This is a genomic window from Trichocoleus sp. ST-U2, assembly GCF_039961875.1.
Classification (GTDB): domain Bacteria; phylum Cyanobacteriota; class Cyanobacteriia; order Cyanobacteriales; family FACHB-T130; genus FACHB-T130.
Window position 1 is genome coordinate 16027 of record NZ_JAMPJY010000002.1, and the last position, 26839, is coordinate 42865.

The window sequence follows — 26839 nt, forward strand, 5'->3', positions numbered from 1 at the left end:
TTGAACTTCACATTCGGTTATACTCGCATAAATTACCAATTTCATTAAATTATGAATATTTATAAGCAACAGGTAATTGAATTTTATAATTCTAGAACTACCTACGATTTCGAGGAAGGGACTCGCCATCCACTTGAAGCCAATATCCTACTGGAATTCGTCCCAATTCAAAAGGGAGATAAAATTCTTGATGTTGCCACTGGAACGGGTTTAGTAGCGATTCCTGCCGCTCAGAAAGTGGGTTCGGAAGGCAATGTCATTGGCATAGATATGTCTCCGGGAATGCTCTATCAAGCTAGAGTTAAAGTTGAAGCAGCTTGCTTACAAAACATCGAGTTGATTGAGGCGGATGCAGAATCCATCGACTTTAATGAGGGTAGTTTTGATGCTATTTTTTGCTGTGAGGCAATTGTACTTTTTACTGATATTCCTGCTAGCTTGCAAAAGTGGTATCGTTTCCTGAAAACTGGAGGGTTTGTTGCGTTTACGTGTCCTCCTGAAACAGCTTATCTGGGAGCTATTTATCAGAATATCTGCGCTAGAGTGTTGGGGATATCGCTACCACACATCCTCGAAACACTCGGTACTCCAGAAAAGTGCCGCAATTTGCTACAACAAGCAGGTTTTAGAGATATCGAAATCAAAATTGAGCCGTCTGGACGGTATCGCCATCTAAGGGATGACGAATTATCCTGGAAGGGGATGAATTTAAGTTTTAAAGGCAATCCGCTGCTGGCAAAACTATCACCGGAACAATTAGAGCAGTTCCAAGTTGAGTACAGAGCGGAAATTGATAAATCAGCAACCGAGCGAGGAGTCTGGGAAGATACGACAAAATTCTTCGTTCGGGGTAGAAAATGAGCTGGTGAGTGATGAAAGGAAGGCTAGGAAATCTCCTAACGCACGACTGCGGCGCTACTACCTTTGTGCAACTGCTGACTCACCTCAAGCGCTTCCTGCCTTGCCCATTTGTCTGCGGCAATGATGTCATCGAGAGTAGGCGTTGAGCGATTTTGGGAAGTAAAGCGATCGCAAACTGATTCGATGCAACGGGGAATATCCAAAAATTGAATTTTTTCTTCTAAAAATAGCGCCACTGCCTGTTCGTTCGCTGCATTCAAGACCGCAGGCATCGAACCCCCGGCACGACCCGCCGCATACGCCAATTGCATACAAGGATACTTCTCATGGTCGGGTTCCTTGAAAGTGAGATTCCCAGCTTTCACTAAATCTAGCTGTTCCCAGTCGGTATAGATTCGCTCAGGCCAGGATAGGGCATAGAGTAGCGGCAAACGCATATCAGGCCAACCCAACTGAGCTAAGACTGACGTATCTTGCAACTCAATCAGCGAGTGAATAATGCTTTGGGGATGGATGACAATCTCGATGCCATCGTAATCCATGCCAAAGAGGAAGTGCGCCTCAATCACTTCCAGCCCCTTATTCATCAACGTGGCGGAGTCGATGGTGATTTTGCGACCCATCGACCAATTGGGATGCTTCAGGGCGTCTGCAACCGTGACTGAGGCTAATTTCTCGACAGGCAAATCGCGGAAGGAACCACCAGAAGCCGTGAGCAGAATTCGTCGCAAGCCGCCTTTGGGGACGCCTTGGAGACACTGAAAAATTGCAGAATGCTCAGAGTCCGCTGGCAACAGCTTCACGCCGTGTTTCTCTACCAGCGGCAGCACTACGGGGGCACCCGCAATCAAAGTTTCCTTATTCGCCAAAGCAATATCTTTCCCGGCTTCAATCGCGGCAATGGTCGGTAATAACCCCGCACAGCCGACAATTCCGGTAACGACCGTTTCCGCATTGCCGTAGCGGGCGACTTCAACGACCCCAGTTTCCCCACTTAACAGGATTGGTTGGGGGTCGAGGTCTGCGATCGCTTCTTTCAGTTCAGACAATTTGTCTTCTTGACAGATAGCGGCTATTTCCGGTCGGAACTGCCGAATCTGTGCGGCAAGCATTGGCACGTTGCGCCCTGCTGCCAACCCCACGATTTTGAACTTTTCCGGGTTTTGAGCCACAATATCTAGCGTCTGAGTCCCGATAGAGCCAGTGGAGCCAAGGAGAGTAATCGCTTTCACAATCATTTAAGGATTCAGGGGCAATTCCACTATAAATTGCTTGGGGTTCATCCTTAACATCTCATCTGAGCGGATTGATAAAGATCGGGGTATTATTACTGACCATAAGCCCTCAATAGGTGGGCTGGGTGAGTGTTAATCAATAGGATTGGGAAGATCAACTGAGTGGGGCATCTATGCAAAAATACGCTGCAACTGTGGAAACCACTGCTGTTGAAAAAAAGGAGATATGGGCGAATGGGTTCGTCTTTGCAACGGCAATGTGGCTAAGCAGCCGACTCATCATTGCGATCGCAATGATGGCTGTCGCGCCTGCACTTCCAAGTCCCTCAAACATAATGCCTACATCTGGCTGGGGAGTTTTTGAGGGCTGGGATAGCATTCATTATCGAGCGATCGCTGTCTCTGGTTACGAATACGCGAATGACGGACAAGGACATAATGTTGCTTTTTTCCCCGTTTTCCCTTTACTCATCCGGGGAGTGATGACCCTCGGCTTGCCGTTTGAAGTCGCAGGCACGCTCGTAAATAATTTGGCATTATTAGGAGCGATCGCTCTTGTATACTTTTGGGTTGAAGAACGTCATGGTAGAAGTGCTGCACGCTGGGCAAGTGCCGTATTGGCTTGGTGTCCGTTTTCCCTCTTTGGAACGGTAATTTACACGGAAGGGCTATTTTTATTCTTCAGCACTGCGGCTTTACGAGCCTTCGATAAACGCCAATATGCCTGGTTATCCCTGTGTGGTGCATTAGCAACTGCCACCCGTCCCACCGGAATTGCCCTCATCCCCGCCTTTCTGATTGCAGCGTGGAAAGAACGCAGACCTCTTATCGCCTACGTTGCCAGTCTAGCGACTGCGGGAGGGTTGCTTCTATTTAGTTTGTATTGCTGGATTCGATTTGCAGACCCTTTCGCGTTTATTCAAGCACAGCGAGGATGGCGACCTTCAGTTGGTTTCGATTGGCAGGGTTGGTGGAAAATGCTGATGCAAATTTCGATTGGTACAGCGAATTGGAAGTATGGCGGGATTAAAGATCCTTGGCATCCGCTACTGTTTTTAATCCTTGTCGGCTGTGCCTATTTGCTGTGGCGATTCCGTCAAAAATTAGGTTCGGTTAAAGTCGGATACGGCTTTTGTGTTTTATGGTTAATTTTGTGGTTACAAGCAGGCGATCCGTTGATTAATACGGTTTCGTTAGTAGGGGGTGGCTACTTGTTATGGCACTTCCGGAATCAACTCAGTTTAGTGACCGTAATTTATGGATTTTGCGGCTTGGGGTTAATTTTGTCCTCCGGAGGAACTTGGTCGATTGGGCGGATTGCTTACGGCATTGTGTCACTTGCGATCGCGCTTGGCTTATTACTTTCCCGTCACCCGCGTTGGGGATATGCCACGATCGGCTTCTTTACCGTCTTACTTATTCCGCTATCGATTCGATTTGCCCAACACCTTTGGGCAGGATAAGAAAAAACCAAAAGGCAAAAGGAGGGGTGAAATCTTCGCCCTTACAAATGCGATCGTCCAGCTATTAAGTTTCCCTAAAATGCTGTAATTTTTGCACTATCAAAATCAAATCAACTTTCACTAAACCAAGTTTTACAAGAACCACGACCAGTATGCTAAATTCACAATAAACTAATCCGATGGCTTTATATAGCAATCCTGAAAATTTGCGACCTTCTATAGAGATGCGATTAATCGCGTCTCTATTAAGGCGAATATTAGCGTACAACTCAAATAAAGTTGCTATATATCTCTAATTTTCATTCTAAATTATTTTCGATTAATATTTGATTCAAAATATGGAAAACTCATTACAAAACAAAAAGCTTCTAGCGTTTAAAGTTTTTAGGTATGTAATATTTTATCCCTTCGACTTACTTTTAATTTCAATTTTTTTAATGGTTAATTCCTTATATCAGCTAACTAAAATCAAAGTAAATAATGAAAACTATATAATTAACCTTTATAAATATTTGATTAATTCACCTCCTTTAGATGAAGAAGTTCAATTTTATTTAAAAAAGCTAGATTCCGGTGAAATAACACGGACATCATTAGTCTTTTCATTTTTGATGATTCCTGCTGAAACTGAAAGAAAGTTATTCAAAACGAATGGAATTCTTTCCCACCATTTAGCGCGTTTAACCCTTGTCCGAGAACACCTTCCTCCTGCTAAGGTCATATTGGATCTTGGGGGTGCTGCTGGTCATCTCATAGAAGGAAGCTTACTAGCGATGGGGTATCCTTCTATTCCCGATCGAGTCCACATTATTGATTTGCCTCCTGAACAAAGAATGTTCGGTTCCGCTATCCTACCTACAAATGAAGTAACAACGCTTCAAGGCACTAAAGTAACTTATTATTATCAATCCATGACGGATTTATCTAATTTTGAAAATGAAATAATTGATCTCGTTTGGTCAGGACAGAGTATTGAACACATTACAGAAAACGAAGCGGAAAAAGTATATATGGAGGTTCATCGGGTCCTAAAACCGGGAGGCTATTTTTGTCTAGATACTCCCAATCGAAAACTTACTCGTTTACAAGTTAGAATGGGTTTTGTTCATCCAGAACATAAAATCGAATACTGTCCAGAAGAATTAATTAACGACATAGAAAAATTTGGATTTAAAGTCGTAGATAAAAAGGCTGTCTCCCCGATGCCTTTTAGTTTAAGAACGGGAAGATTTAGTCGCCTAGAACTGATTGATGCAGTTGGACTGAGTGAATCTCCTGATGAAGGATATTCTTTTTATTTAAAGTGTCAAAAGATTTAGCGTCTAACTAAGGATATTATTTCTATTTAAAATGTCAAAAAATTCAGCTTTTCACTTTTAGGTTGGGTTTAGATTAGGACGTAAAGTAACCAGCAATCGCTAATTCTCTGCGTTCTCTGCGGGAAAAATATCTTATGAAAGAAACACGAATCAAGCCGAGTGCCCTGTCATTGATGATTGGCACAAGTGCCGTAATATTATTCGCGTGCAGTAGCCTACGACACTCCATGTTTCAATCAGGAGCTTATGACTTGGGAATTTATGACCAAGTGGTTTATTTAATGAGTCAGGGACAGCCGCCAATTTCTTCGATTCTTGGCTTTCATCACATGGGAAACCATGCTGCTTGGGCAGTTTATCTATTGTCTTTCCTGTACAAAATTTATCCCAATGTTCATTGGTTGTTAGTAGTACAAGCCATCGCTTTGTCTTTAGGTGCTTTACCAATGTGGCACCTAGCGCGTCAAGCGGGATTGAAAGAATCGCAAGCAATCACAATATCAGCAGTCTACTTGCTTTACCCGCTGATTTTTAATGCAAATTTATTTGAATTCCATCCAGAAGTGATGGCGGTTCCCGCATTTTTAGCAGCGGTATGGTGTGCTAGACAAAATCGAATTGGCTGGTTTTGTGTCAGTATTATTTTTATTTTGGGGTGTAAAGCTGTTTTATCCCTTACTGTCACAGCAATGGGGATTTGGCTGCTGATGTTTGAGAAGCGGCGTTTATGTGGTGCATTTGCTCTTTCTGCTGGTATCGCTTGGTTCCTAATTGCAACTCAGCTAATTATTCCATCTTTCAGCGGTAGCGAAGTAGCTGCCGTTTCACGTTACAGCTATCTCGGTAACTCAGTTCTAGATATTGCTAGAAATCTCCTGTTTAAGCCTGAGTTGATATTGGGAAGAATTTTCTCATTTAAGACACTCGAATATCTGGCACTGTTGGTTTTGCCAGTAATTTGGGGACTTTCTCCCCGACACATGACTCCTCTAGTAAGTGCGATTCCCGCGTTGGCGTTAAACATTCTTTCCGACAAACCACACCAACGGGATTTACTCCACCAATATTCTTTGCCAATTCTGCCTTTTTTGATGCTGGCTGTCATTTCCAGCCTTGCCGCAAATCGAAGTTGGTTGCGAGACAAACGGGCAATAATTGTGTGGTCGATAGTGGCTTTCTTAGCATTAGGAAAGTATGGCTATTTTTGGTCGAAATATCAAAATTCTGTTGATACTTGGCAAGCAGCGCGAGAAGCGATCGCTCAAGTTCAAACGAAAGGCGGTGTGTTAACCACCAATCGGATTGCACCTCATTTAACTCACCGCCAGACGATCAAATTAGTGGACGATCTGAGTCCGCTCCCTGCCGATCTATCTCCTTTTGAGGATATATTGCTCAATGTGCGTTATCCAGGCGGTGCTGGCGGGACTGGTAGCCAAGAGTTCGCTGCCAAGCTGGCAAATCAACTAAAAAATACCCCAGGATTTCAATTAACCTATCAACGTGATGATGTTTATTTGTTTAGGAAAAAGTCTTAATAAAAATGAATATGATTGTAGGAGTTGAAAATGTCATATCCACAAGCACCTTGGACACTCCAGGGTTACGCGCTACAAACCCTGCACTTGATAGATGTTGAGCGATCGCGTCCCTTCATCCCTCCAGAGTTAGAAATTGTCTCAGTTTTTCCTGGCAAAACCCTAGGCGGGGTTTATCTTTCCTACTACGGATCGGGTTCCGTGTTGGAGTATAGCGAGTTAATTGTTATCCCAGCGATGGTCAAATATGAAGACAAGTTCGGCGGTTGGGTGTCCCACATCTATGTAGATAATGCCGATTCTGTTGCTGGTGGGAGAAGAATCTGGGGTTTACCGAAGGAACTTGCTGAGTTTACCTGGGAAAAAGGCGATCGCGCTGGTGTCACCGTCCGTCAAGGGGATCGGTTACTATGCAGTCTCAGTTACACAGACGCCCTATTGCCCATCTCTACATGGTGGCGACAGCCATTAATCGGAACTGCGTTTAGTAGCCAAAATTACGATTTGCTTTTCTTCAAAAGTCAGCTTGAATCTCAACTAAAGGCAATGAGTGGCAAGCTAGAAATCCCAGCAGAAAGCCCTTTTTCCCAGTTAAACTTAGGTCAGCCTTTACTAACTGTTTACTGCGACGAGATGAATTTAGTAGTCGGTGCGCCAGAAGCAGTAGGCACAACAGTAACAGCCAGGGAAGTTGAATTTAGCTACCCTTAAAAACTAAACTTCTTGCGAAACTTGCTGTAGCTCACACATTACAACTTGGAGCTACACAAACGAATCGGCCTCTCGGAATTCATCTGGGCTAAAATTCCAAAGTCTCAAAGCTTCAAGTCCATTTTGATGGACTTGAGCTGTTACCCCGGAATTTGAATTTCGAGTAGGCTACCGGATTCGTGCAAAATATCAGTAAAAAAACCCGCTAATTGCTTAACAACATAGCGGGGGTATAAAGGAGGAATTCAACAGGAAATTAAATATTCTTTCTAGATGTCAGAACCCCCAGCAGCCTCAGCACCCATCGGTAGCACCGCACCGCGTAGAAAATCGATTTGGTGCTGGAAGTCCATTCCTTCAATTTTCGCTAGCAAGTCTTTTCCAGCTTGGGAAAGTTCATAGTTAGGAGGCATCGGAATGATGGTACCACTATCCATTCCTTGCGCTAAAAAGTACCAAAACGCTAGTTTGGTTTCTGGACTCAGAGAACCATATTCGCGGCTAATTTGTGTATTCGCTTTAGAAGCAATGTCACGCTGAACTTGCAGCTGTTCTTCATGGGATAGTTCCTTAACTTGATTGAACAATCCCTGAGCAATCTCAGAACCAGAAGCACCTGGAGCGGCTGGTGTAACAGATTTACCCATCTTGGTGTACACAAACCACAGCACGGCAAGCTGCTGATCTACATCCATGCCTTGAAAAGCTTGTTTCCCTTGATCGTATGCGTGTAAAGTGCCTGATGTCATACTTAACCCTCCGGAAAATTAATAATTGCTTTGTCTCTTTTGTTCAAGAAACAGGTTTTCACTTACTTAAAGAAAATTAACGAATAAATCATGGAAGTTTAACCCCGCTAGAGACAGATATGATCCCCATTAGAAATCCATCAATAAGATGGCAAAGATATCACAAGATTTCTAACTAAAGGAAGACGTAAGCAGAGCAGTCGTCATTCGCTATTAAGTAGCCGGATGGAATAAACTTGGAGATTTTCGCAGGTTGGGAAAACACCAGGAAACTCAACGCTGAAATTCTTTTTCAGCATTTATTGCAAAAATTAATTGGGTTTGTCCTGAGTACAGCCGTTATGAATAATTTGGATGAAATTATTACTCGCGATCCGCAAGATTTTATAAATGCCATCCTGCGGATTTTTACGAGCCAACTTATTTAAGAACTGGGGATTTCATCCAGCCGAAGCAATCAAACCTTCCATCGCGTGTTGCAAATCTTTAGTCAAATCAGTTACTGCAAGTCTCGCACCGTGGCGATTTGCCTGATAGACTGGGTAGCGTTCTGAAACCGAGATGGGTTGCCCTACACTCATCTCTACCCGTTGCTTACCTAATCGAGGACGCTGGAAGGGATTGCTGCCTTTGATTCGAGTTACCATATCCCATAAAAGTAAGGTAGTTTCGGCAAAACGCTCTACGGTTGGTTTTTCTAGAACATATTGTCCAGTTACGGCTACAAAAGTTTCTACCAACCGCATATGCCATATCCGAAGGCTGGCTTCCTCAGCAATTCGATTCGCCAATCCGCGTTCTAAGGGAGACAGCGCTTTAATATTCTTCAGGTCTTCTCGATAGATATAATTCCAGCCAGCCGCCTCTAGACGACGACAACGGTCAATCACACTTCCCTTGGATGGCAGGTTAAAATACTCTTCTGCCACTTTTAACGCCACGTTCAGTAGTGCTTGAAGTCGAATCGCCAAAGCTTCATTCGCATTGTTCTGTGACGCTTCTACAGTTGGCAAATTTTGATGATAAAACCGAGTGTAAAACTCCTCCATCAAAGAGAGTAAATGTTCGCCTAGACGACACAGCCGCTGGTAGAGAGAAGCTTGGAAAGGTTGCAGGTTAGCAGATGAATTCAAACCTTCACCCTTCAACTCTTGTTCGCCCTTCAACTTCCCTTCTGGCAAACCGCTCGCTACTTCCAATTCGCCTAAAAGCTTTTCTATCTCTTTCCAGGGAGCTTCGACGTAACGGTATTTAATGCCCACTGGCACAATTAAAACTTGCTCCCCTCGTCCAGCCTTCTGCAAATCTTCAGCACACCAAAAGCCTAATTGTGCGATTCCGGGTTCTAGAGGGCTGATAATCTCATTGTGACCATTGGTGGCTCCTTCTGGGGAAGCGGTTATCGGAAACCGAGCATTGGTAAACAGGTCACGCGCCGAACGCAATCCCATCCAGTCTGCCTTACCGCGATGGATAGGGGTACCACCTAAGCGAGAATAGAGCCAGCCCATGTGCGCTCCCGCCCATAAAGGAATCCCTCGGTCATAAAGAAAGTGGGCATGAATCGGGTGCTGTAGTGAGATACCCTTTTCTCGTGCCAGCCGCGGTACTAATTTCCAAAGCAGATAGCTCATGCACAGCGGATCTTCAACTCTGGGATGGCGAAATGCCATCATAAAGCGGATCTTCCCATCCTGAAATTGGCGATATAAATCGACTAAAATCTCAACGTTTTCTGCTTGAATTTGGGTAATCGCTGTTTGGGAACGTATGCAGCCAGGTAGCACTTGTTGGGCGGCTCGTAAAACCAGGGGGTTGAGCGCCGGTGGAATAAATTCTAGAGGAGGCTGAGCCGCACTCATTAAATCGGGCAAAGTGGTTTTCTTGTGAACTTGTGGACATTCTAGACTTAACTGAGATATCGATTATCCAATCTGTAGAGGGAACCAGCGATGCGACTGTCACAAATGTTTTTTGTCACTCTGCGGGAAGAACCGGCGGAAGCGGAAATCCCCAGCCATAAATTACTGCTCCGTGCAGGCTACATTCGTCGCATCGGGAGCGGTATCTACGCCTATTTACCCTTCATGTGGCGGGTGTTGCAAAAAATCTCTCAGATTGTGCGGGAAGAGATGAATGCAACCGGCGCACAAGAGTGTCTACTCCCGCAACTACAACCCGCTGAATTGTGGCAGCAGTCGGGGCGCTGGGATACTTATACCAAAGCTGAAGGGATCATGTTCGCCCTGACAGACCGCCGAGAGCAGGAACTGGGGCTGGGGCCAACGCATGAGGAAGTGATTACAGCGATCGCTCGTGATATGATTCGCTCCTACCGCCAGTTGCCTCTGCACCTCTACCAAATTCAAACTAAGTTTCGGGATGAAATTCGCCCAAGATTTGGTTTGATGCGAGGACGGGAATTCATCATGAAGGATGGCTATTCGTTCCACGTCGATGAAGAAAGCTTGAAAAAAACTTATCAGGATATGCACCATGCTTACAGCAAGATGTTAAGCCGGACTGGTTTAGCCTTCCGTGCTGTAGAAGCTGATTCCGGTGCGATTGGGGGGTCTGGTTCTCAAGAATTTATGGTACTGGCTGAAGCCGGGGAAGATGAAGTTCTCTACACCGAAGATGGCAAGTACGCCGCCAATGTGGAAAAAGCGGTTTCTTTACCTGCTGACATCGAACCATCTCCGTTTAACACTTATGAGAAGCGGAAGACGCCGGACGCCGATACCATTGATAAACTCTGTCGATTCCTCAAGTGTTCGCCGACTCAAGTGGTGAAAAACGTCCTCTACCAGGCAGTTTATGACAACGGCTTGACGGTGCTGGTACTGATTAGTATCCGGGGCGACCAAGAAGTTAATGAGGTAAAGTTGCACAACGCTCTGACAAAATTGGCACCGGAATACCAAGCCAAAACAGTGCTATCTGTAGAGGTTCCAGCGGCGGCGCTTCAGCAACTGTGGGCGACGAGACCTCTACCTTTGGGCTATATCGCCCCCGACATTGCAGACGATTACATCTGTTCGGCTAAAAATTTAGCTCCCCGGTTTTTGCGGTTTGTCGATAAAACTGCGGTCGAGCTAAAAAACTTCGTCACAGGTTCTAACGACTTGGAATACCATGTTGTCGGTGCTAATTGGGGCAAGCAGTTTAAGTTACCAGAAGGAGTCGTAGATATCCGCAAGGCACGACCGGGCGATCGCGCAACTCACGATCCCGCTCAAACACTCCGTACTGCCCGTGGCATTGAAGTGGGGCACATTTTCCAGCTAGGTAACAAGTATTCTCAAGCAATGGGAGCCACTTACACCAGCGAACAAGGTGAGGAAATTCCCCTGATAATGGGTTGTTATGGTCTGGGTGTTTCGCGGTTAGCGCAGGCAGCCGTAGAGCAATCTTATGACAAAGATGGAATTATCTGGCCTGTTGCGATCGCGCCCTATCACGTCATCATCTCAGTTCCCAACACCAGCGACGCCCAACAAGTGGAAGTTGCCGAAAAACTATACACCCAGCTGAATCAAGCGGGAATCGAAACCCTTTTAGATGACCGCGATGAACGAGCGGGAGTAAAGTTCAAAGATGCCGATTTAATCGGGATACCCTATCGAATCGTAACCGGGCGATCGCTCAATAGCGGTAAAGTGGAAGTCGTTGAACGGGCGACTCGCAAATCTCAGGAAATTCCTGTGGAGGAAGTCGCGACCACTTTAAAGCAGCGGATTGATGCTGCTTTAAATCAATAACAATTCACCCCAAAGGCACAAAGACACGAGGTTCTCATTCTGTGTCTTTGTGCCTTTACGCTTCAAAAAAACCTTGGATGAGCATTTGATGCCAAGGCGCTTTTATCACTTTTATCACTCCTAAAAACTTTGCGTCTGTGCGCGTGAATTTAGAAAATCACGTAATTGTGCACCAGAAAATTTAAGCGACAACTATGGAATTTATAGCAATTTTTTTATCTGGTTTGCTTGTTCTCGTTTCCCCTGTTAATTTTGCCATTGACCGCATCGCTGCAAATGCCATTCGTTCACGGTTTGATAAAGTGGAGCAGTTGCAAGTCCGCGTTGACAATGCTCCAAATTTCCAAATCGTGCGAGGAAAAGTTGAGCGAGTGCGGATTGGTGGGCGAGGGTTGTGGGTAACGCCAGAATTCCGGATTGCAGAGCTGGAAATAGAAACCGACCCCATTAACCTGGATGTGGCGCGTCTCCGGCAGAAGCGAGTGCGACCGACCGAATTGTTGAAGGAACCTTTACAAGCTGGGGTGCGTTTGGTGATTACCCAGCAAGATATTAATCAAGCTTTACAGTCACCCGCCGTTAGCGCTCAATTGCGTAAACTGGGAAGCCGCATTCTTGGCAGCAACGCTGATATGCTGGTTCAGCGCTATGAGTTTGTCAATCCTCAAGTGGAATTTCTGGGAGATAACCGGCTGCGTTTCCAGTTGGAATTGCAGGAGCCGGAAAATGCAGATAAACTGGTTGTCTCGGTGGAATCAGGGCTAGGTATCGTGTCTGAGCATCAGTTGCAATTGATCGAGCCAAATGTCTTGGTCAATGGGATGCCAGTGCCACCCCTCCTGGTTGCCTCCTTCGTGTCCGGTCTCAATAGCCGCTTGGATCTACGCACCTTGGAAGATAGAGGGATTGCTGCCCGACTCCTAAAATTAGATTTAAATCAGGAACAACTAGAGTTAGCTGCATTTGTGAGGGTAGAAAAGCCAGACACAGCTTCCGCATCTACGCCGCGTTAGAATTATCCGGAGCAGCGCTCGTCTTCACTGTATTCCTCAACAAAACCTCCTCACCAGCATCCAAATAAATTTTAAGGAGGGAAATTGATATGAAAATTCAACAACCAGGCCGTCGAATCGGGATTGGCATCGCCGTTAGTGTTTTGGCGATGGCTTTGGCGGCTTGTAGCCCAGGGGAACAACAGGCAGCAAAGAGAGACTCTTCACCAACACCATCAGCTACGGCTATCCAACCGACTACTTCGCCTCAGGCGTCTGTGCAGCCATCTGTGCAACCCTCTGTGCAGCCGTCCGCTCAGCAACTATCTAGTCAGAAGACGGTTCAAGTTTACTGGCTCAAGAGTAGTGGTAGCAAGATTGAGGTGGTGCCCGCTCCGGTCAAAATACAGGCAGGAGTTAAGTCTGAGAACATTCTAGAAGGTGCGTTCAATCGTTTGTTGGCAGGCCCGAACGATCCGGCTTACAGCAGCACGATTCCCAAGGGAACGCAGCTACGAAATCTGGATGTTCGGGAGGATGGTGTTCACGTAGATTTGTCCCAAGAATTTACTGCTGGTGGCGGTAGTGCCTCGATGACAGGTCGCGTGGCGCAAATCCTCTATACAGCCACCAGTATCAATCCCAATACCAATGTTTGGATTGATGTAGAGGGAAAAAGGTTGGAAGTTTTGGGCGGTGAAGGGTTGGAACTCAATCAGCCTCTGACTCGCCAAAACTTTGAGAAAAATTTTGATTTATAGGGCTTTGTTTACTTTCTCGCGCTTAAGCTAAAGTCACGGAAGTGACGGGCTTGCTGTTCAATCCGAGCGGCAAGGCGATCGCAAACTAAGTTACATAATTCAAAAATCAACTCATCTTCCACTTTGTAATAAGCCGATGTCCCTTCGCTGCGGCGACTCAGGATACCGGCTTGCAGCATCACTTTTAAATGCTTAGAAACGTTAGCCTGACTGGTTTGTGTTGCCTCAACCAATTCTTGTACGCATTTCTCGTCGTCGCGCAGGAAGTTCAAAATCCGCAACCGCATTGGTTCGCTCAAGATGCTGAAATACTCTGCAAGTTGTTGTACAACTTCTGGTGGTACAGACAAAGCTTGTCGCATGAGACTAACCAGAAATGATAGTTCATCCTGATTATATATGATGTTTTTTGCTTAATAACTATTTAGTAATTGTTAAATTTCTTTTGTTGATTAATATTGTAAACCGGGTAACTTTAGATACGATTTCTTAAAGGAAACTTCGTAGAATTAAATAATGGAAATATGCGTATTTAGCAAAATTAATCGATATTTCCATTATTTAGAAGGAATTTTTTAGACAATTAAATTATACAAAAAAGTTTACTCCAAAAATAGAAAAATTTTGGAAATAAACTTTTTGGGCGATTCATGGCAGATGCCTCCGCGCAACGTTGACAAACGCTAAAGTTATTCGGGGTTAATCCGCATCAGCGGTTGACCATACTCAACAGGTTCGCCGTTTTGAACCAAAACTTCTATCACCGTACCGGACACCTCGGCTTCAATTTCATTCATCAGCTTCATTGCCTCAATGATGCAGACGGTTTGGCCGGTACGGATGCGATCTCCCACTTCCACAAATGGAGAATCATCCGGTGAGGGAGCGCGATAAAACGTCCCCACCATCGGTGATTTGACATCTTCGAGTCTTCTATCAATGGGAGAACCAGCAGCGGTCGGCGGGGCAGTTCGTGGCACCGCCTCTAAGTTCGGGCTGGACGGCATGGACGGAGATGCCTGGGAGGGGGGAGCCGAGACTTCGGGACTCCCACTCCCTGCCAGGGCGGGTGGCAAGACCGGCAAACCCCCGCGCGGATCTTTCCGCACGGTGAGTTCAAAATCAGCGCTTTTGAGTGTCAACTCTGTAATATCGGTTTGCGCGATCGCTGCCAGCAGTTCACGGAGATCGTTGAAGTCTATGGACATGAGAAAAAGGATGTCAGTGGTCAGTGATTAATTGTTGCTTGGTAGAGACAAGGGTAAATCTCGTCTCAAGGTCAGTGTCAGTTGTTGGTTGTTGGTTGTTTCTTCTGTACCGCTGACCCCTGACCACTGACTAAAAACTTTTGCATTATTCTCGACCCAGATAGGTATCGGTACGGGTATCAATCTTGATCCGCTCTCCGACCGTGATAAACAGGGGAACCATCACCTGGGCACCTGTTTCCACGATTGCGGGTTTCGAGCCGCCAGTGGCGGTATCGCCTTTGAGACCGGGATCGGTTTGCGTCACTTCCAGCACTACGGAGTTGGGCAGTTCCACTTCCATGATCTGCTCGCCCCAGCTGATGACGTTCACTTCCATCCCTTCCTTAAGGTACTTTACGCGATCGCCAATCTGAACCGCATTCAGGCTTGCTTCTTCATAGGTTTCCATGTCCATAAACACGAACTGGTCGCCTTCTTTGTAGGTATGCTGCATCGTGCGCTTTTCCAGATTTGCCTGGGGCACCGTTTCTGCGGCCCGGAAGGTTCGTTCCACAACGGAGCCTGACTGCACATTTTTTAGCTTAGTGCGGACAAACGCAGCTCCTTTCCCTGGCTTAACGTGGAGAAATTCCACTACCCGCCACACAGCTCCATCTAATTCAATGGTGACGCCAGTTCTAAAGTCGTTACTCGAAATCATGAATCTTTATCTAGGGGAGAACAATCGGCACCTCATTTTACCGCGAGCGGAGGTTCTTCCTATTACTCGTAGATCGATCGGCTGCGTCTAATGTCGCTGGGTCGGGACACCCGTGTGGCAAGATTAAAAATGGAGTTTTTGGTAAGCGTGAAAGCTTCAACCGCAGTCGGGAAAGCAGCATGCAGGAATTAATTTATGCTTGATTCAAACCGTTCCACGCTCGATTGGTTCAAACGCTTGGCTTTAACAGGCGTCTTAGTAGTGCTGATGATGACACTCTCAGCAGGACTCAGCGCTGCTTGGTGGGATTCTGGCAAAACTGCCCGTGATAGTGGATTGCCATCGGGAAATGCCATCACAGATGGTAAAGCTTTGTTACGGTATGCCCTACCCATTGACAATCAAGCAGTGCGGGAAATGCAAGCCGATTTAGAAGATATTTCCATACAACTGCGAAGTAAGCGTTGGAGTGCGATCGCCAGCGATGTTAGCAAGGCATCTCGAATTTTAAGCGATCGCTCCTCCGACTTGCTCGCGGGCGTCTCTCCGTCGCAAAAATCTCAAGCAGAAGCCCTAATTGCGAAGATGGAAGAACAATTTGGGAAGCTTCGAGAAACCGTAGAAGCCAAAGATAAAGACCAAACTCAGGCGGAACGGGGCAACGTTCTCGATCTCGTGGGTCAGCTAGAAGAGCTAATGGTGCCGGGATTCCCCTTCGAGGTGCCCTCAGCGTACAGTAATCTGCCTCAACTCAAGGGACGCGCCACCATAGAAATGACAACCGAGAAAGGCCCCCTGACCCTAGTAGTAGACGGTTACAGTGCGCCCGTGACTGCGGGTAACTTTGTGGATTTAGTCCAGCGTGGCTTCTATGACGGGCTAGAATTTGTCCGCGCCGAAGACTCCTACGTGCTGCAAGTGGGAGATCCTCCCGGCCCAGATCAGGGGTTTATTGACCCAGAAACCGGCAAATACCGGGCGGTTCCGTTAGAAGTGCTGGCGAGAGGGGATAAAGAACCCACCTATGGCATCACCTTAGAAGACGCGGGGCGTTACCTCGACCTACCCGTGCTTCCTTTCTCAGCTTATGGTGCCTTAGCAATGGCTCGTCCGGAAACAGAACCCAACGGAGGTTCTTCTCAGTTCTTTTTCTTCCTGTTTGAGCCAGAACTAACCCCAGCCGGTCGTAACCTGTTGGATGGGAGATATTCAGTTTTTGGCTATTTAACGAAAGGCAAAGAAGTTCTGGAAAAACTCGATGCAGGCGACAAGATTGTCTCGGCTAAAGTAATCCAGGGCGTGGAGAATTTAGTCCAGCCACAAGCCGCATAAACATCACAGGGCGATAAAGAGCTATTAATAGGGTGGGTGGGACGGCAATGCCAGCATTGCGCGATCGCCCACCCTCTCTGCTATAAGGTCGGGAAATTTATGGCAATTGTTGAGGTAATTTTTGTCGTTACCGTCAGTGTGATGGCGGGTTGGTTGTTTTACAATGCCTCCCAGCAACGACAGCAGCAGATGCAGCTAGAAAATTCTTTTTATCAATTGCTGGAAGCTCAAGATAGTTGTATTTCACTCATTCAATTGACAGCAGCAGCAAGAGTAGATGTCCCATTAGCGAAGGAATACCTGGATCGTCAGGTGCAGATGTTTGGGGTGCTGCCAGAAGTAGATGCTGATGGAGATACCTTTTACCGCTTTCCTAAGCTGAAGCGGGATTCTGCTTCAGATAGAAATTAGCGTGAAGTGAGGAAATAGAGCGATAGCGAAGCGCTGACTTGTCAGTTCGCGTTTTTGTGTGGAATAGATGAGAAGCAATTTGATTCCCTTTGCTCTCTTATTTTCTGGCAAATCCGCTTTAAGTTTTTGCGCCTCTATAGTAATCCGATTAGAGTTGTCAGATGCTTGCGGTTTGGATACCCGGCTTCTCCCTCGAAGTCGGGTATTTTGCCTTCAGGAGCAATAATGGTAGGTGTAGCTCCAGACGAATTCTAGTATCAGCAACTAGACAACGAGGGCTAGAAGCGTTATCCACTTTCTAGCCCTCATTTTCATGTTCACTCAGTCTTTATGAACGTAAATCTTCTCTAAAGCCTAGCTAGCTTTACGGCTTCGACGGCGACGAATTGTCATCAACGATCCAGCTACCAATCCCAAGCCAGCAAGCGTGGCTGGTTCAGGAACTTTTTGTTCTCTAGCCATTACTTTAAAGTCTGGGCCATCGTAACTCGCGTCTGCTGTTACTCGGATACCTGCTAGAGAAGTAATTCCTAATTGCGCTAAGCTAACTCCCCAAGAACCAACCTGTTGACTTCCACTAATTTCCATTGTGTCAATGCTATAACCTGCGGCAAACTGATCGGTTCGCTTGAGTTTTAGAAAATTACCAATGAGGTTGCCAGCTTTGTCAATTGCTTGAATACCTAGATCGCTGTTCTTGCCTCGTTCCCAGAAAAAGAGGTTGTCTAATCCTGTCTTATCTGCACGAACTAGGTTATTGAAGAAAAGGTTGATACTAAAGGAACCTTTATCCTCAGTATCAATAATGTTGTTGAGGTTTTGGTTGCCTAGATAAGTAGCAATATCAGTATTGGTTGGGTTCTTAATTCCAGATACTTCAACACCGTTTGGCTTACTAGCTTTATCGCCTTTCTCTGTGCTAGCAGCCCCCGTATTATTGTTGTAACCACCGGCTTCTGGATTGGCAGTTTCTCCCTTCTTGCCTGTGAGAGTAATAGCAGTATTGGAGATTATTTTAGCCTCTTTAACCAGATTAAAACTATCAATTGTGACTTTATTCTGAGTAATCGACTGAAGCCAAATATCTGCCTCAGAGTTACTTTTTTGGCTAACGTTGGTTTGGAAGCTTGCAGCTTGCGCTGAACTAGAAATCGTGAAGGCTGTTCCAACGGCTAAGCATAGAAAAGTTGATGTACGCTGAAAATTCATTCTTTTAATCCTCTGGTAGGTGCTCATGTAGAAACGTTGTTGAAAGGTATTAGTTGAAGGTTTTCAGTGACAGATTCTCCCAATCCACAGCAACTCGTTAAGCCAAACTTTAGCGATGTAGGTTTAAGCTAAAACTTTAGTCATTTAGCTAAAGTTTTGCTTTTCTGCTATTTCATCTAAATTAAACTGCCAACTTTCTCAAATAATTTAGTTCTTTTAGCTAAATCCTTGATAAATCGGCACTATTTCATCCTAAGAGTAAAGATTAATTAAGTCATCCTTGAAGCTACGGAAATTAAAATTAGAATGCTTCTTGCTGTGCGTAAAATTTCGGATACCTTGAAAATGTTGTTAGAGATACAGAAGTTTTATTAAAAGGAATTACGTATAAAAGTAAGACTTTAGATAGATAGCGATCGCACTTTCAAAAGCTAGAATTACGCACTCAAGTAAAAACTTGCAGATAATGATGAAATTACTGAGAAAAAATTACTGAGACGCATTAGAAATTAACCATCATTTAAGTAAAAGATGGATGAATTCCCGTTGAAGTTACGGAAGTGTCAAAAAAATGCTCGCTTCTTATGCGTGAGAGTTCGGAGATTTAGAGCGATCGCACTTTTCCCACCCGGCAATCTTGCAACCAATTCCGAACTGCCTGACCAATGATGCCATTACTGCTATCGCGCGGCGGTGTAGGGGGTCGTCCTCCCGGAGAAGGGCCAGTACGGGAAAACATGAGTGCTAGGCTCCAACCACTGTCAGTTTGAGCCAGAAATAGCCAGTGATACTGCTGTAATTCAATTGCCTTGCCAGCCGTATATTGTCGCTCCAAGGTGGTAATGAATAGCTGCTTGGGGGCTGCGGCCAGTTCGGCTGGAGTCGTTGGGGTATATTGACCGGGACCCAGGCTAAGCGGCTCAAATTCCGGGCGTCCAGCGATAATCACCGAACTAGAAGAAATATCAACTTTTCTGCTGCGGCGTCGAGCACGTTGATTGACCCGATTCGCATAACTGGGTAAATCGCGCAGGAGTAGAAGTGTGAGGTTTTCTAAATTATTGGGGCAAGCAGAAAGCTGCCGGGGCAGAGAAACCCTGTTACTGTTGAGTGCAGGGGCGGACTTTCCTTGTCCCGGTTGAGTGCTGAATGCAGCGAACAGCGAACAGCCAGAAATCAGAAGTAACTGCCTAATTTCTAACAACTGACGCTTTCGACCTGAGTTCATGAAACCCCTGTTAGCTCGTCGCAAATTCTTGCCCAAGCCGCAACAGGGTCAGAGGCGGCGGTAATCGGACGTCCGATTACCAAGTAATCAGCGCCTGCTTGGAAAGCTTGGGTGGGGGTGAGCGATCGCTTCTGATCTCCCGCTTCTGCCCAAGAGGGGCGCACACCCGGACACACCAGCAGAAAATCATCGCCGCAAGTCTGCCGCAGCTGGTCTGCCTCTTGGGGGGAACAAACTGCCCCAGCCAGCCCTGCTTCTTTGGCTAGCAGCGCCATCTGTAAGGCATACTCTGGCAGTTCTAGCGGTATTTTTAGCTCAAAGGCTAGCTGGCGCGAGGTGAGACTGGTCAGCAGCGTAATCGCAATTAAATTGGGGGGTGTCACCCCTACCTCCTGTGCGCCCTCCTGTGCCGCTGTTACTGCCCCCTGCAAGGCACCGCGACCGGCAGTTGCATGAATTGTCACTAAATCCACCCCGTAGCGCGCAGCGGCGCGACAAGCCCCAACAACCGTGTTGGGGATATCGTGAAACTTCAGATCCAGAAAAATTCGCTTTTGCCGGTCTTTGAGCGCCGTTAAGATTTCCGGCCCACTGCTGACAAATAGCTCTAACCCCACCTTCCAGAATGACACTTGGGGCAATTGATCGACGAGAGCGATCGCGGCTTCCTTTGTCGGCACATCCAGCGGCACGATGATGCGCTCTGTGACTGACTTAGGGGATTCTAGGCGAGTAGGATTTGGGTTCACGGGTAGGAGTAAGGCTGAAAAAATCGACTTGGCAACCAGAGTGAATTTTTCAATTCACTCGCTCACCTTAGCTTACAAGGCGGACAAATCGCTTTTTCCCCACACTCAGGATGCGTCCGGCTAGTTGTTCGGGCGTGTCAAAGACGAGATCGATCGTGTCAACGCGATCGCCATCTAGTCGCACGCCACCCTCTTGTATTCGCTGCCGTGCTTCCGAACTACTTTTACACAGACCGCTGGCACTGACAATGTAGAAAAACTTAGCCGGAAATTGCACGCTCGAAAGCGAAAATTCCGGTACATCGTCAGTTTTTCCCTTCCTTGCTTCCTCAGCTGCTTGCTGACCGTGGTACTGCTTCACAATCTCGAACGCAAGTTCTTGCTGGCGATCGCGCGGAGTTTCTGGCAACCGATCCAAAGGCAGATCCGTCAGGAGTTCAAAATACTGCTCCAACAGCTCATCTGGAATCTTTTCCAGCTTCTGATACATCGGAGTCGAGCGTTCCGATAGCCCCACATAATTGCCCAGAGACTTCGACATTTTCTGGACGCCATCTGTCCCGATCAAAATCGGCATCAACACCCCAAACTGAGGCTTCTGACCAAAATGCCGCTGTAAATCTCGCCCCACGGCAATATTAAATTTCTGATCGGTGCCTCCCAACTCCACATCCGCTTCTACCGCTACAGAATCATAACCCTGCATTAATGGGTAGAGAAACTCATGCAGATAAATCGGATTTTCTTGTTCAAAACGGAGAGCAAACCCCTCCTTCGCCAGCATCTGTCCCACCGTCATCGTGGCGAGTAATTCCTGAATTTTTGCCAAATCTAGTTTGCCCAGCCACTCGGAGTTGTAACGAATTTCCAACCGTCCCGGCGTATCGAAATCCAGGATTGGACGCACCTGATCCAGATACGTCTGGGAATTTTGAGCCACTTCCTCCGCCGTCAGCTGGCGGCGTACTTCAGACTTCCCCGTTGGATCGCCAATCCGAGCCGTAAAATCCCCCAGAATTAGAACAGCCGTGTGACCAGCATCCTGAAGCGATCGCAACTTTCGCATGGGGATAGTATGACCGAGGTGAATCTCTGCACCTGTCGGATCGATCCCATACTTCACCCGCAAAGGTCGGTCAGTCTGCGCTAACCGTTGAGCCAAATTCTCCGCCGGGTCAGAAGAATCAGGCTGATTGGGAAAAATTTCGCTGACGCCGCGATAGAGCCAACTGAGGGCTTCTGGAGGCGTTTTTGCCGATGATACACTAGCGGTCATGCTTTGCCAAAACTCAATCGGGTATGGTAACTAATCACTATATTTGTATTTAATGCAAGTTCAAGGCAAATCAGATTAGTATAATTTGCAAAAATTGTTAAAATCTCCATGCCCGATTTCAAAATTTTAGGAACAGGCTGCACTTATGATGCTATAGCAGATCAGTTTCCTCCCCGGTCTAACCTCCCGATCGCATTCCCGGACAGATTTTAAAATCGTCCCTCCGGCTGCCCCTGGAAAGTCTTTGTAATTTCAATCAGCAAAGCCCTATCCAGTCGCACAACATCCAAGTCCCACATTTTTTAGTGAGGAAGTGAAATCCCCGTGTCGTCTAGCACTATTCAAGACAAACACTCGCGAGAGCCAGTCCCACCGATTTTTAAGTTCATGCAGGGAGTCGGGAAAGCAACGGGCGGAACCCTCCTCGGCATCACCATGCTTACCAGTTCGGTAGCTGCTGGTGGACTGGTTGGATTAGCAATTAGCTTCCGTAACCTGCCAGATGTGCGCGTTCTCCGCAGCTATGCGCCTACTGAAACTTCTTACATCTACGATGTTAAGGGCAAGCACCTCACCAGTCTCCACGGCGAAGCCAATCGCGAAATCGTCCCCCTTGACCAAATTTCTCCTGAACTGAAGCGGGCGGTTCTCGCAATTGAAGATAGCCACTTTTACTTCCACCAAGGCATCAACCCCAACAGCGTTGGTCGTGCTGTCCGAGCAAACTGGCAGAAGGGTTCGGTTGTTGAGGGCGGCTCGACGATCACCATGCAGTTGGTGAAAAACCTATTTCTCTCTCGCAAGCGTACCTTTAGCCGCAAAATTGCTGAAGCTGTGCTGGCAATTCGTTTGGAGCAAATCTTTAAGAAAGACCAAATTTTAGAAATGTACCTCAATCAGGTGTATTGGGGTCACAACAATTACGGTGCCCAAACCGCATCTGAAAGCTACTTTGGCAAAAAAGCTGCCGACCTCAACTTGGCAGAGGCGTCAATGTTGGCAGGGATGATTCAGGCTCCAGAAGACTACAGCCCTTTCACCAACTACAAGCTCGCCAAACAGCGACAAGCGCAGGTGTTGGGTCGGATGAAAGAGTTGGGGTGGATTACAGCCCAAGAGGAAGCAGCCGCCCGCAAGCTAACCATTAAAAAGGGTCAGCTGACTTCTTGGCAAACCAGCGAACTACCTTACATCACAGATGCAGTCGTGGCTGAGTTGAAAGAGCGCTTTGGCCCGGATGCAGTGCTAAAAGGGGGAATGCGAGTCCAAACTACCATCGACTACAAATTCCAGCGGATGGCGGAACAAAAGGTCAGTCGTTGGCATAGAAGACTTCAGGGTTGGGGAGTTTATAACAACCAAATTGCTCTGGTGGCAGTCGATCCTCGGACGCATTTTGTGAAAGCCTTGGTTGGCGGGGTTAATTACAAAAAAAGTAAGTTTAATCGGGCAACCCAATCGCTACGCCAGCCAGGATCTGCCTTTAAACCATTTGTTTACTATACGGCGTTCGCGACTGGGAAATATTCGCCCTATTCCACGGTCTACGATTCGCCAGTCAGCTATCGAGATGGAGGGGGCTATTACTCTCCTAGAAACTACGGCGGCGGCTACTCCGGTGCGATGAGCATTCGCCAAGCCCTCGTCGTCTCTGCGAATGTGCCTGCGGTGAAAATCGGACGGTCTGTGGGGCTGGATAAGGTAATTGAAACCTTGCGGACGATTGGCTTTAAGAGTCCGATTGAGCCGGTGATTTCCTTGCCTCTGGGAGCGATTGGTGTAACGCCGTTGGAAATGGCTGGCGGCTATGCCACGTTTGCCAGTAATGGCTGGCATTCTGACACCACGCTGATTGTCCGGGTAACAGACAGCCGAGGCAATGTGTTGCTCGATAACACTCCTAAACCCCGTCTGGTTTTAGACCCGTGGGCGACTGCATCTCTGACTCAAGTGCTGCAAGGGGTGATCAGTGGCGGTACGGGGAAAGCTGCACAGATAGGTCGTCCGGCGGCTGGTAAGACGGGTACGACTTCTTTAGAGAAAGATGTTTGGTTTGTGGGCTATGTCCCGCAAATGTCAACGGCTGTGTGGATTGGCAAGGATAACAACCGCAGCTTAGGCGGTGGTGTTACAGGGGGCCAGTACGCCGCTCCGATCTGGCGCGATTTTATGTCAACGGCTATGTCTGGCGAACCCGTGCAATACTTCCCATCGCCTTCCAAATTTGAGCGACCCCGCTCATAATTTGAGATTTTGGATTTTGGATTCAATCCAAAATCCAAAATCTTTAGGGTTGCTTGGACAGTTCGGATTTCATCCGCTCTAGGGTGAGGTTCATTTGGTCAAACATTTGAGCTGGAGTGATGCCAAATTGACCAAGCTGGGTATGTAGCTGCTGTACTGTCATTTGAGCCATGAAGTCATCAGATAGCTCGAATCGCTTCATAAAGACGCGATAGCGATCCATCATGGCTTCCATTTGCTCAATGAAAATCTTTTTTCCTTCGAGATCGAATTTGCCGTAGTGGCTTCCCAGTTGGATCAGGGATTGATAATCTTCAAATAGCTGCTTGGCTTCTTGCTGAACAATTTCTGAATCAAAAAATCCCATAGCCTTTTCTTTTTCCCGTTAATGGGCTTCCCCGCCGAGGAGAAGTTTACTGCTTTGAGTATCATTTTAGTGCAGCCCAATGTTTCCGTTATATTCGGTTTTCCGTATTAACGGCGATCGCGCTCTAAATCCTCGATCGCTTTTTCCCAATACCATTCCTCTGATTTACCTGGATGCCTCTGTTTTAACCGCTCCACTAGCCGCATTGCAGCTGCCCTATCCCCACTCAACAGTCTCAGCAGCTTGTTTTGTCGTTTAGTTGTGGGTTGGCGACGCTGATGTCTACTTTGCTTAATGGATGATTGTTTGGCAGATGATTGTAAGTGATGAAACTGCCAGAAAAAATAGCTAGCAGCAAAATGAAGCCGAGTCTGATAGCAATACCGATTGTCCAAGATGGCATCCGATCGCCTACTTACCATTGACAAGTTTTTAAGGAAAGTCTATCCAGGTTCTCAGTAATTATCAGCGCCCAGCATCTGCAAGCCTTCTCAAGGAAAAAAATCAATATTATGGAAGAAGACAATTGCTTCCATCGCAAGTATGGTCTCGATAGGAAAATTCTCTGCTTTCCCTAAGCTTTTTTCTGGAAAATTTGGCAGTAAAATTTGGCAGCAGCTTCAGGAAGCAGGAAATCAGTCTGCAAGCAAGAGCCAAGGGGTCATGGAGTGGTGCGGTTCATGTTAACAAAGGCAAAAAATCGAAAAGTTGCAGCTATCTTGGCGTTGGTGGGGGCAGTGATACCCGTTGCTGGATTCCACAAGTTTTATATGGGACAGCCGGTATGGGGTCTGGCTTATTTGCTCTTGTCGTGGGGGACACCGATTCCTCGGATTGCTAGCGCGATTGAAGGGTTTTGGTATTTAGTCCAAGATGGGGATGAGTTTGACCGAAATTTTAATTTGGGCGTGGAACCGGCTGTCTCCTCCGTCGGCGTCGATCCCAATCGGGTGGGTGCGATCGCAGATGCATTGCGCCAACTGGACAGCCTGCGGGAAGAGGGACTGATCTCAGAATATGAATTTGAGCAAAAGCGCCGTCAATGGCTCGATCGCATCGCTTGACATTTATGGCACTTTTTGATGGCACTGGTTTATGGCACTTTTTGAATGGCTACCACCCGCAGCTCGATTAAATCCAAATTTGCAGTCAATTCGGGGCAGGATTTTGAACGATCCCTACTACCGCCTGCAATCAACTCAAGAAATTGCGATCGCAGCGGAACTTGGTATCAAGATTGATGCAAATCAGGCAAGTGTAGACGATTGGCTGAGATTACCAGGCTTATCAATTCATCAAGCGCGATCGCTCGTTTCCCTCGCTCGATCTGGCGTTCAGTTTTTCTGCATCGAGGATATTGCAGCAGCACTAGGAATGCCACCCGCTCGGCTAAAACCTCTAGAGGCAGTGATTAGATTTTGTTACTACGACGACTCTAGTTTGGCAACGCCGCAACTCATCAACCCGAATACGGCGTCTGTCGAAGAGTTGATGCAGATTCCATTGATTGACGCGGTTCTCGCCGTAACAGTAGTGCAAAATCGTCTCGTTGCGGGGTCGTACCGCAACCTAGTTAATTTCCAGCAACGCCTATCGCTTCCTGGAAATCTAACTGCCCAATTAATGCATTATTTGCGATTTTGAATAAGTTATCGGGAAAAGTGATGAGTTTTCAGTTTTGAATTGAACACACATAAAACTCATCACTCAAAACTTTGACTTAAGTGCGGCTAATCCGGCTAAGAGGCCAGAAGCGGAAGAAGGCGCGACCAATGATATTTTCTTGGGGTAAGAAGCCCCAAACGTGGGAGTCGTTGCTGTTATTACGGTTATCTCCCATGACTAATACCTGGTCTTCAGGCACCAGCGCTGGTCCCCACTGATATTCTGGGGGTTCTGCGATGTAGTCTTCCTGGAGGGGCGAGTCGTCCACGTAGACCTTACCATTTTGAACTTTAACGACGTGACCCGGTGTGCCAATCACTCGTTTAATAAAGGCTTGGTCTTTCGCATAGCCCTGAATTTGCAATTTTTGGGGAGGGTCAAAAACTACGATGTCGCCTGGGTGGGGTGCCCGAAAGCGATAAGAGATTTTTTCCACTACCAAGCGATCGCCCACTTGCAAGGTCGGCAGCATAGAATCAGAGGGAATATAGCGGGGTTCGGCAACAAAGGTTCGGATAAAAAGGGCTAAACATAAGGCAATCAATAGAATTTGCAGGTTTTCTCTTAATTGTTCCCATATTCCCCCTCCTGCTGCCTTTTTTTCTTTATGTCCCCCGGAATCTACGCCTTTGGGTTGCCCCTGTTTTGTCTTCTCAGCAACAACTGCCCCAGTTTGATTGACTCCGTCCTGGGAAGAAGCATCTGCCTGAATCTCAGACGGAAGTCCCAGTTGGGTCGAGTTTGAGGTAGCAAATTGTGGAGATTCGTTGACGGCTGCTAAATCCTTTTCCTCAGATGCCATAGAAGTTTCAACTAAAAATATCTGGCGTTGTTAGCCACAGAGATAGTCTGGTTTATTTCAGCTCTCAGCCAAGATACCATGCGACCTCTGGTTTAGATCCATTGGATTTCAGGAGGGTGTAATATTTCTCAATCTTTAAAACTTATCTTTGTTCTAGTTTAACTAGGTTTACTGACTCTAAAAAGTTACCTTTATATTTTTATAGAGAAGTACTGATTTAATAGATCCATCTTTATGAAATTTTCTTGCTTTTAG

The 26839-nt window shown here is 46.7% G+C and carries 27 protein-coding genes; 14 read left to right on the forward strand and 13 right to left on the reverse strand.

Going from position 1 to position 26839, the window contains the following annotated elements; all coding sequences use genetic code 11:
• Window positions 1-51 precede the first annotated feature (51 nt).
• Window positions 52-861, forward strand: coding sequence for a methyltransferase domain-containing protein (locus NC996_RS01340; RefSeq protein WP_190685514.1), 810 nt, complete (start codon window positions 52-54; stop codon window positions 859-861).
• A gap of 35 nt (window positions 862-896) precedes the next feature.
• Here NC996_RS01340 and dxr read toward each other — a convergent pair whose 3' ends face one another.
• Window positions 897-2093 (reverse strand): 1-deoxy-D-xylulose-5-phosphate reductoisomerase, encoded by a 1197-nt coding sequence (gene dxr / locus NC996_RS01345; protein WP_190440443.1) that lies wholly within the window; start codon window positions 2091-2093, stop codon window positions 897-899.
• A 176-nt stretch (window positions 2094-2269) separates the two neighbouring features.
• On the opposite strand from dxr, the gene NC996_RS01350 reads away from it, so the two are divergent.
• The 4 genes from NC996_RS01350 to NC996_RS01365 all read left to right on the forward strand — a co-directional run bounded on the left by NC996_RS01350 (window position 2270) and on the right by NC996_RS01365 (window position 7127).
• On the forward strand, window positions 2270-3559 hold the full coding sequence (locus NC996_RS01350; protein ID WP_199303074.1) for a mannosyltransferase family protein: 1290 nt from the start codon (window positions 2270-2272) through the stop codon (window positions 3557-3559).
• Between the two features lie 338 nt (window positions 3560-3897).
• Window positions 3898-4878 (forward strand): methyltransferase domain-containing protein, encoded by a 981-nt coding sequence (locus tag NC996_RS01355; RefSeq protein WP_190685517.1) that lies wholly within the window; start codon window positions 3898-3900, stop codon window positions 4876-4878.
• Window positions 4879-5012: 134 nt separating this feature from the next.
• Window positions 5013-6416 carry a DUF2079 domain-containing protein gene (locus NC996_RS01360; RefSeq protein WP_242037535.1) on the forward strand — a complete coding sequence of 468 codons (1404 nt, stop codon included), beginning with the start codon at window positions 5013-5015 and terminating at the stop codon, window positions 6414-6416.
• A 30-nt stretch (window positions 6417-6446) separates the two neighbouring features.
• The gene (locus NC996_RS01365) at window positions 6447-7127 is read left to right on the forward strand and encodes an acetoacetate decarboxylase family protein (RefSeq protein WP_190440412.1); all 681 of its coding nucleotides are present in this window, start codon (window positions 6447-6449) and stop codon (window positions 7125-7127) included.
• 269 nt (window positions 7128-7396) lie between these two features.
• Here the strand turns inward: NC996_RS01365 and NC996_RS01370 are convergent, their stop codons facing one another.
• The gene (locus NC996_RS01370) at window positions 7397-7876 is read right to left on the reverse strand and encodes an orange carotenoid protein N-terminal domain-containing protein (RefSeq protein WP_190410531.1); all 480 of its coding nucleotides are present in this window, start codon (window positions 7874-7876) and stop codon (window positions 7397-7399) included.
• 236 nt (window positions 7877-8112) lie between these two features.
• Here NC996_RS01370 and NC996_RS01375 point away from each other — a divergent pair, with 236 nt between their 5' ends.
• Entirely contained in the window at window positions 8113-8304 is a 192-nt protein-coding gene (locus NC996_RS01375) for a hypothetical protein (RefSeq protein ID WP_190685520.1), read from the forward strand.
• A 12-nt stretch (window positions 8305-8316) separates the two neighbouring features.
• Here the strand turns inward: NC996_RS01375 and NC996_RS01380 are convergent, their stop codons facing one another.
• Window positions 8317-9750 carry a 1-acyl-sn-glycerol-3-phosphate acyltransferase gene (locus NC996_RS01380; protein ID WP_190440419.1) on the reverse strand — a complete coding sequence of 478 codons (1434 nt, stop codon included), beginning with the start codon at window positions 9748-9750 and terminating at the stop codon, window positions 8317-8319.
• A gap of 78 nt (window positions 9751-9828) precedes the next feature.
• Between NC996_RS01380 and NC996_RS01385 the strand changes: the two genes are divergently transcribed.
• The 3 genes from NC996_RS01385 to NC996_RS01395 all read left to right on the forward strand — a co-directional run bounded on the left by NC996_RS01385 (window position 9829) and on the right by NC996_RS01395 (window position 13390).
• Window positions 9829-11637, forward strand: a complete 1809-nt coding sequence (locus NC996_RS01385; RefSeq protein ID WP_190440422.1) for a proline--tRNA ligase — start codon at window positions 9829-9831, stop codon at window positions 11635-11637.
• 194 nt (window positions 11638-11831) lie between these two features.
• Entirely contained in the window at window positions 11832-12650 is an 819-nt protein-coding gene (locus tag NC996_RS01390; protein WP_190440425.1) for a DUF2993 domain-containing protein, read from the forward strand.
• A gap of 89 nt (window positions 12651-12739) precedes the next feature.
• Window positions 12740-13390, forward strand: coding sequence for a GerMN domain-containing protein (locus NC996_RS01395; RefSeq protein WP_190440428.1), 651 nt, complete (start codon window positions 12740-12742; stop codon window positions 13388-13390).
• An 8-nt stretch (window positions 13391-13398) separates the two neighbouring features.
• Here NC996_RS01395 and NC996_RS01400 read toward each other — a convergent pair whose 3' ends face one another.
• From NC996_RS01400 to efp, 3 genes are all read right to left on the reverse strand, one after another.
• Window positions 13399-13752 (reverse strand): metalloregulator ArsR/SmtB family transcription factor, encoded by a 354-nt coding sequence (locus NC996_RS01400; RefSeq protein WP_190410537.1) that lies wholly within the window; start codon window positions 13750-13752, stop codon window positions 13399-13401.
• A 327-nt stretch (window positions 13753-14079) separates the two neighbouring features.
• The gene (accB, locus tag NC996_RS01405; RefSeq protein WP_190534991.1) at window positions 14080-14598 is read right to left on the reverse strand and encodes an acetyl-CoA carboxylase biotin carboxyl carrier protein; all 519 of its coding nucleotides are present in this window, start codon (window positions 14596-14598) and stop codon (window positions 14080-14082) included.
• A gap of 145 nt (window positions 14599-14743) precedes the next feature.
• Window positions 14744-15301 (reverse strand): elongation factor P, encoded by a 558-nt coding sequence (efp, locus tag NC996_RS01410; RefSeq protein WP_190410539.1) that lies wholly within the window; start codon window positions 15299-15301, stop codon window positions 14744-14746.
• A 195-nt stretch (window positions 15302-15496) separates the two neighbouring features.
• Here efp and NC996_RS01415 point away from each other — a divergent pair, with 195 nt between their 5' ends.
• Both NC996_RS01415 and NC996_RS01420 read left to right on the forward strand, forming a co-directional pair.
• A complete protein-coding gene (locus tag NC996_RS01415) occupies window positions 15497-16633 on the forward strand; it encodes a peptidylprolyl isomerase (RefSeq protein ID WP_190410540.1) in 1137 nt (378 codons plus the stop codon).
• A 36-nt stretch (window positions 16634-16669) separates the two neighbouring features.
• Window positions 16670-17044 (forward strand): hypothetical protein, encoded by a 375-nt coding sequence (locus NC996_RS01420; RefSeq protein ID WP_348259965.1) that lies wholly within the window; start codon window positions 16670-16672, stop codon window positions 17042-17044.
• Between the two features lie 354 nt (window positions 17045-17398).
• On the opposite strand, the gene NC996_RS01425 is transcribed toward NC996_RS01420, so the two are convergent.
• From NC996_RS01425 to tyrS, 4 genes are all read right to left on the reverse strand, one after another.
• Window positions 17399-18253: an exosortase-dependent surface protein XDP2 gene (locus NC996_RS01425; RefSeq protein WP_190685526.1), complete on the reverse strand. Its 855-nt coding sequence runs from the start codon at window positions 18251-18253 to the stop codon at window positions 17399-17401.
• Between the two features lie 604 nt (window positions 18254-18857).
• Window positions 18858-19481, reverse strand: a complete 624-nt coding sequence (locus NC996_RS01430) for a hypothetical protein (RefSeq protein WP_199300529.1) — start codon at window positions 19479-19481, stop codon at window positions 18858-18860.
• The gene (gene pyrF, locus NC996_RS01435; RefSeq protein ID WP_190685529.1) at window positions 19478-20230 is read right to left on the reverse strand and encodes an orotidine-5'-phosphate decarboxylase; all 753 of its coding nucleotides are present in this window, start codon (window positions 20228-20230) and stop codon (window positions 19478-19480) included. Before pyrF ends, NC996_RS01430 begins: the two co-directional genes overlap by 4 nt.
• Before the next feature lie 67 nt (window positions 20231-20297).
• Window positions 20298-21506 (reverse strand): tyrosine--tRNA ligase, encoded by a 1209-nt coding sequence (gene tyrS, locus NC996_RS01440; RefSeq protein WP_190530204.1) that lies wholly within the window; start codon window positions 21504-21506, stop codon window positions 20298-20300.
• A 324-nt stretch (window positions 21507-21830) separates the two neighbouring features.
• On the opposite strand from tyrS, the gene NC996_RS01445 reads away from it, so the two are divergent.
• Window positions 21831-23750, forward strand: coding sequence for a PBP1A family penicillin-binding protein (locus NC996_RS01445; protein ID WP_190410545.1), 1920 nt, complete (start codon window positions 21831-21833; stop codon window positions 23748-23750).
• A gap of 43 nt (window positions 23751-23793) precedes the next feature.
• Here NC996_RS01445 and NC996_RS01450 read toward each other — a convergent pair whose 3' ends face one another.
• On the reverse strand, window positions 23794-24117 hold the full coding sequence (locus tag NC996_RS01450; protein WP_190410546.1) for a DUF1825 family protein: 324 nt from the start codon (window positions 24115-24117) through the stop codon (window positions 23794-23796).
• Between the two features lie 107 nt (window positions 24118-24224).
• The gene (locus tag NC996_RS01455) at window positions 24225-24539 is read right to left on the reverse strand and encodes a hypothetical protein (protein ID WP_190685532.1); all 315 of its coding nucleotides are present in this window, start codon (window positions 24537-24539) and stop codon (window positions 24225-24227) included.
• A 258-nt stretch (window positions 24540-24797) separates the two neighbouring features.
• Between NC996_RS01455 and NC996_RS01460 the strand changes: the two genes are divergently transcribed.
• The gene (locus NC996_RS01460; protein WP_190429123.1) at window positions 24798-25181 is read left to right on the forward strand and encodes an NINE protein; all 384 of its coding nucleotides are present in this window, start codon (window positions 24798-24800) and stop codon (window positions 25179-25181) included.
• A 31-nt stretch (window positions 25182-25212) separates the two neighbouring features.
• Complete coding sequence (locus NC996_RS01465; RefSeq protein WP_190436667.1) at window positions 25213-25761, forward strand: ComEA family DNA-binding protein; 549 nt, start codon at window positions 25213-25215, stop codon at window positions 25759-25761.
• Window positions 25762-25837: 76 nt separating this feature from the next.
• Here NC996_RS01465 and lepB read toward each other — a convergent pair whose 3' ends face one another.
• Window positions 25838-26362: a signal peptidase I gene (gene lepB, locus NC996_RS01470; RefSeq protein ID WP_347277787.1), complete on the reverse strand. Its 525-nt coding sequence runs from the start codon at window positions 26360-26362 to the stop codon at window positions 25838-25840.
• Window positions 26363-26839 lie beyond the last annotated feature (477 nt).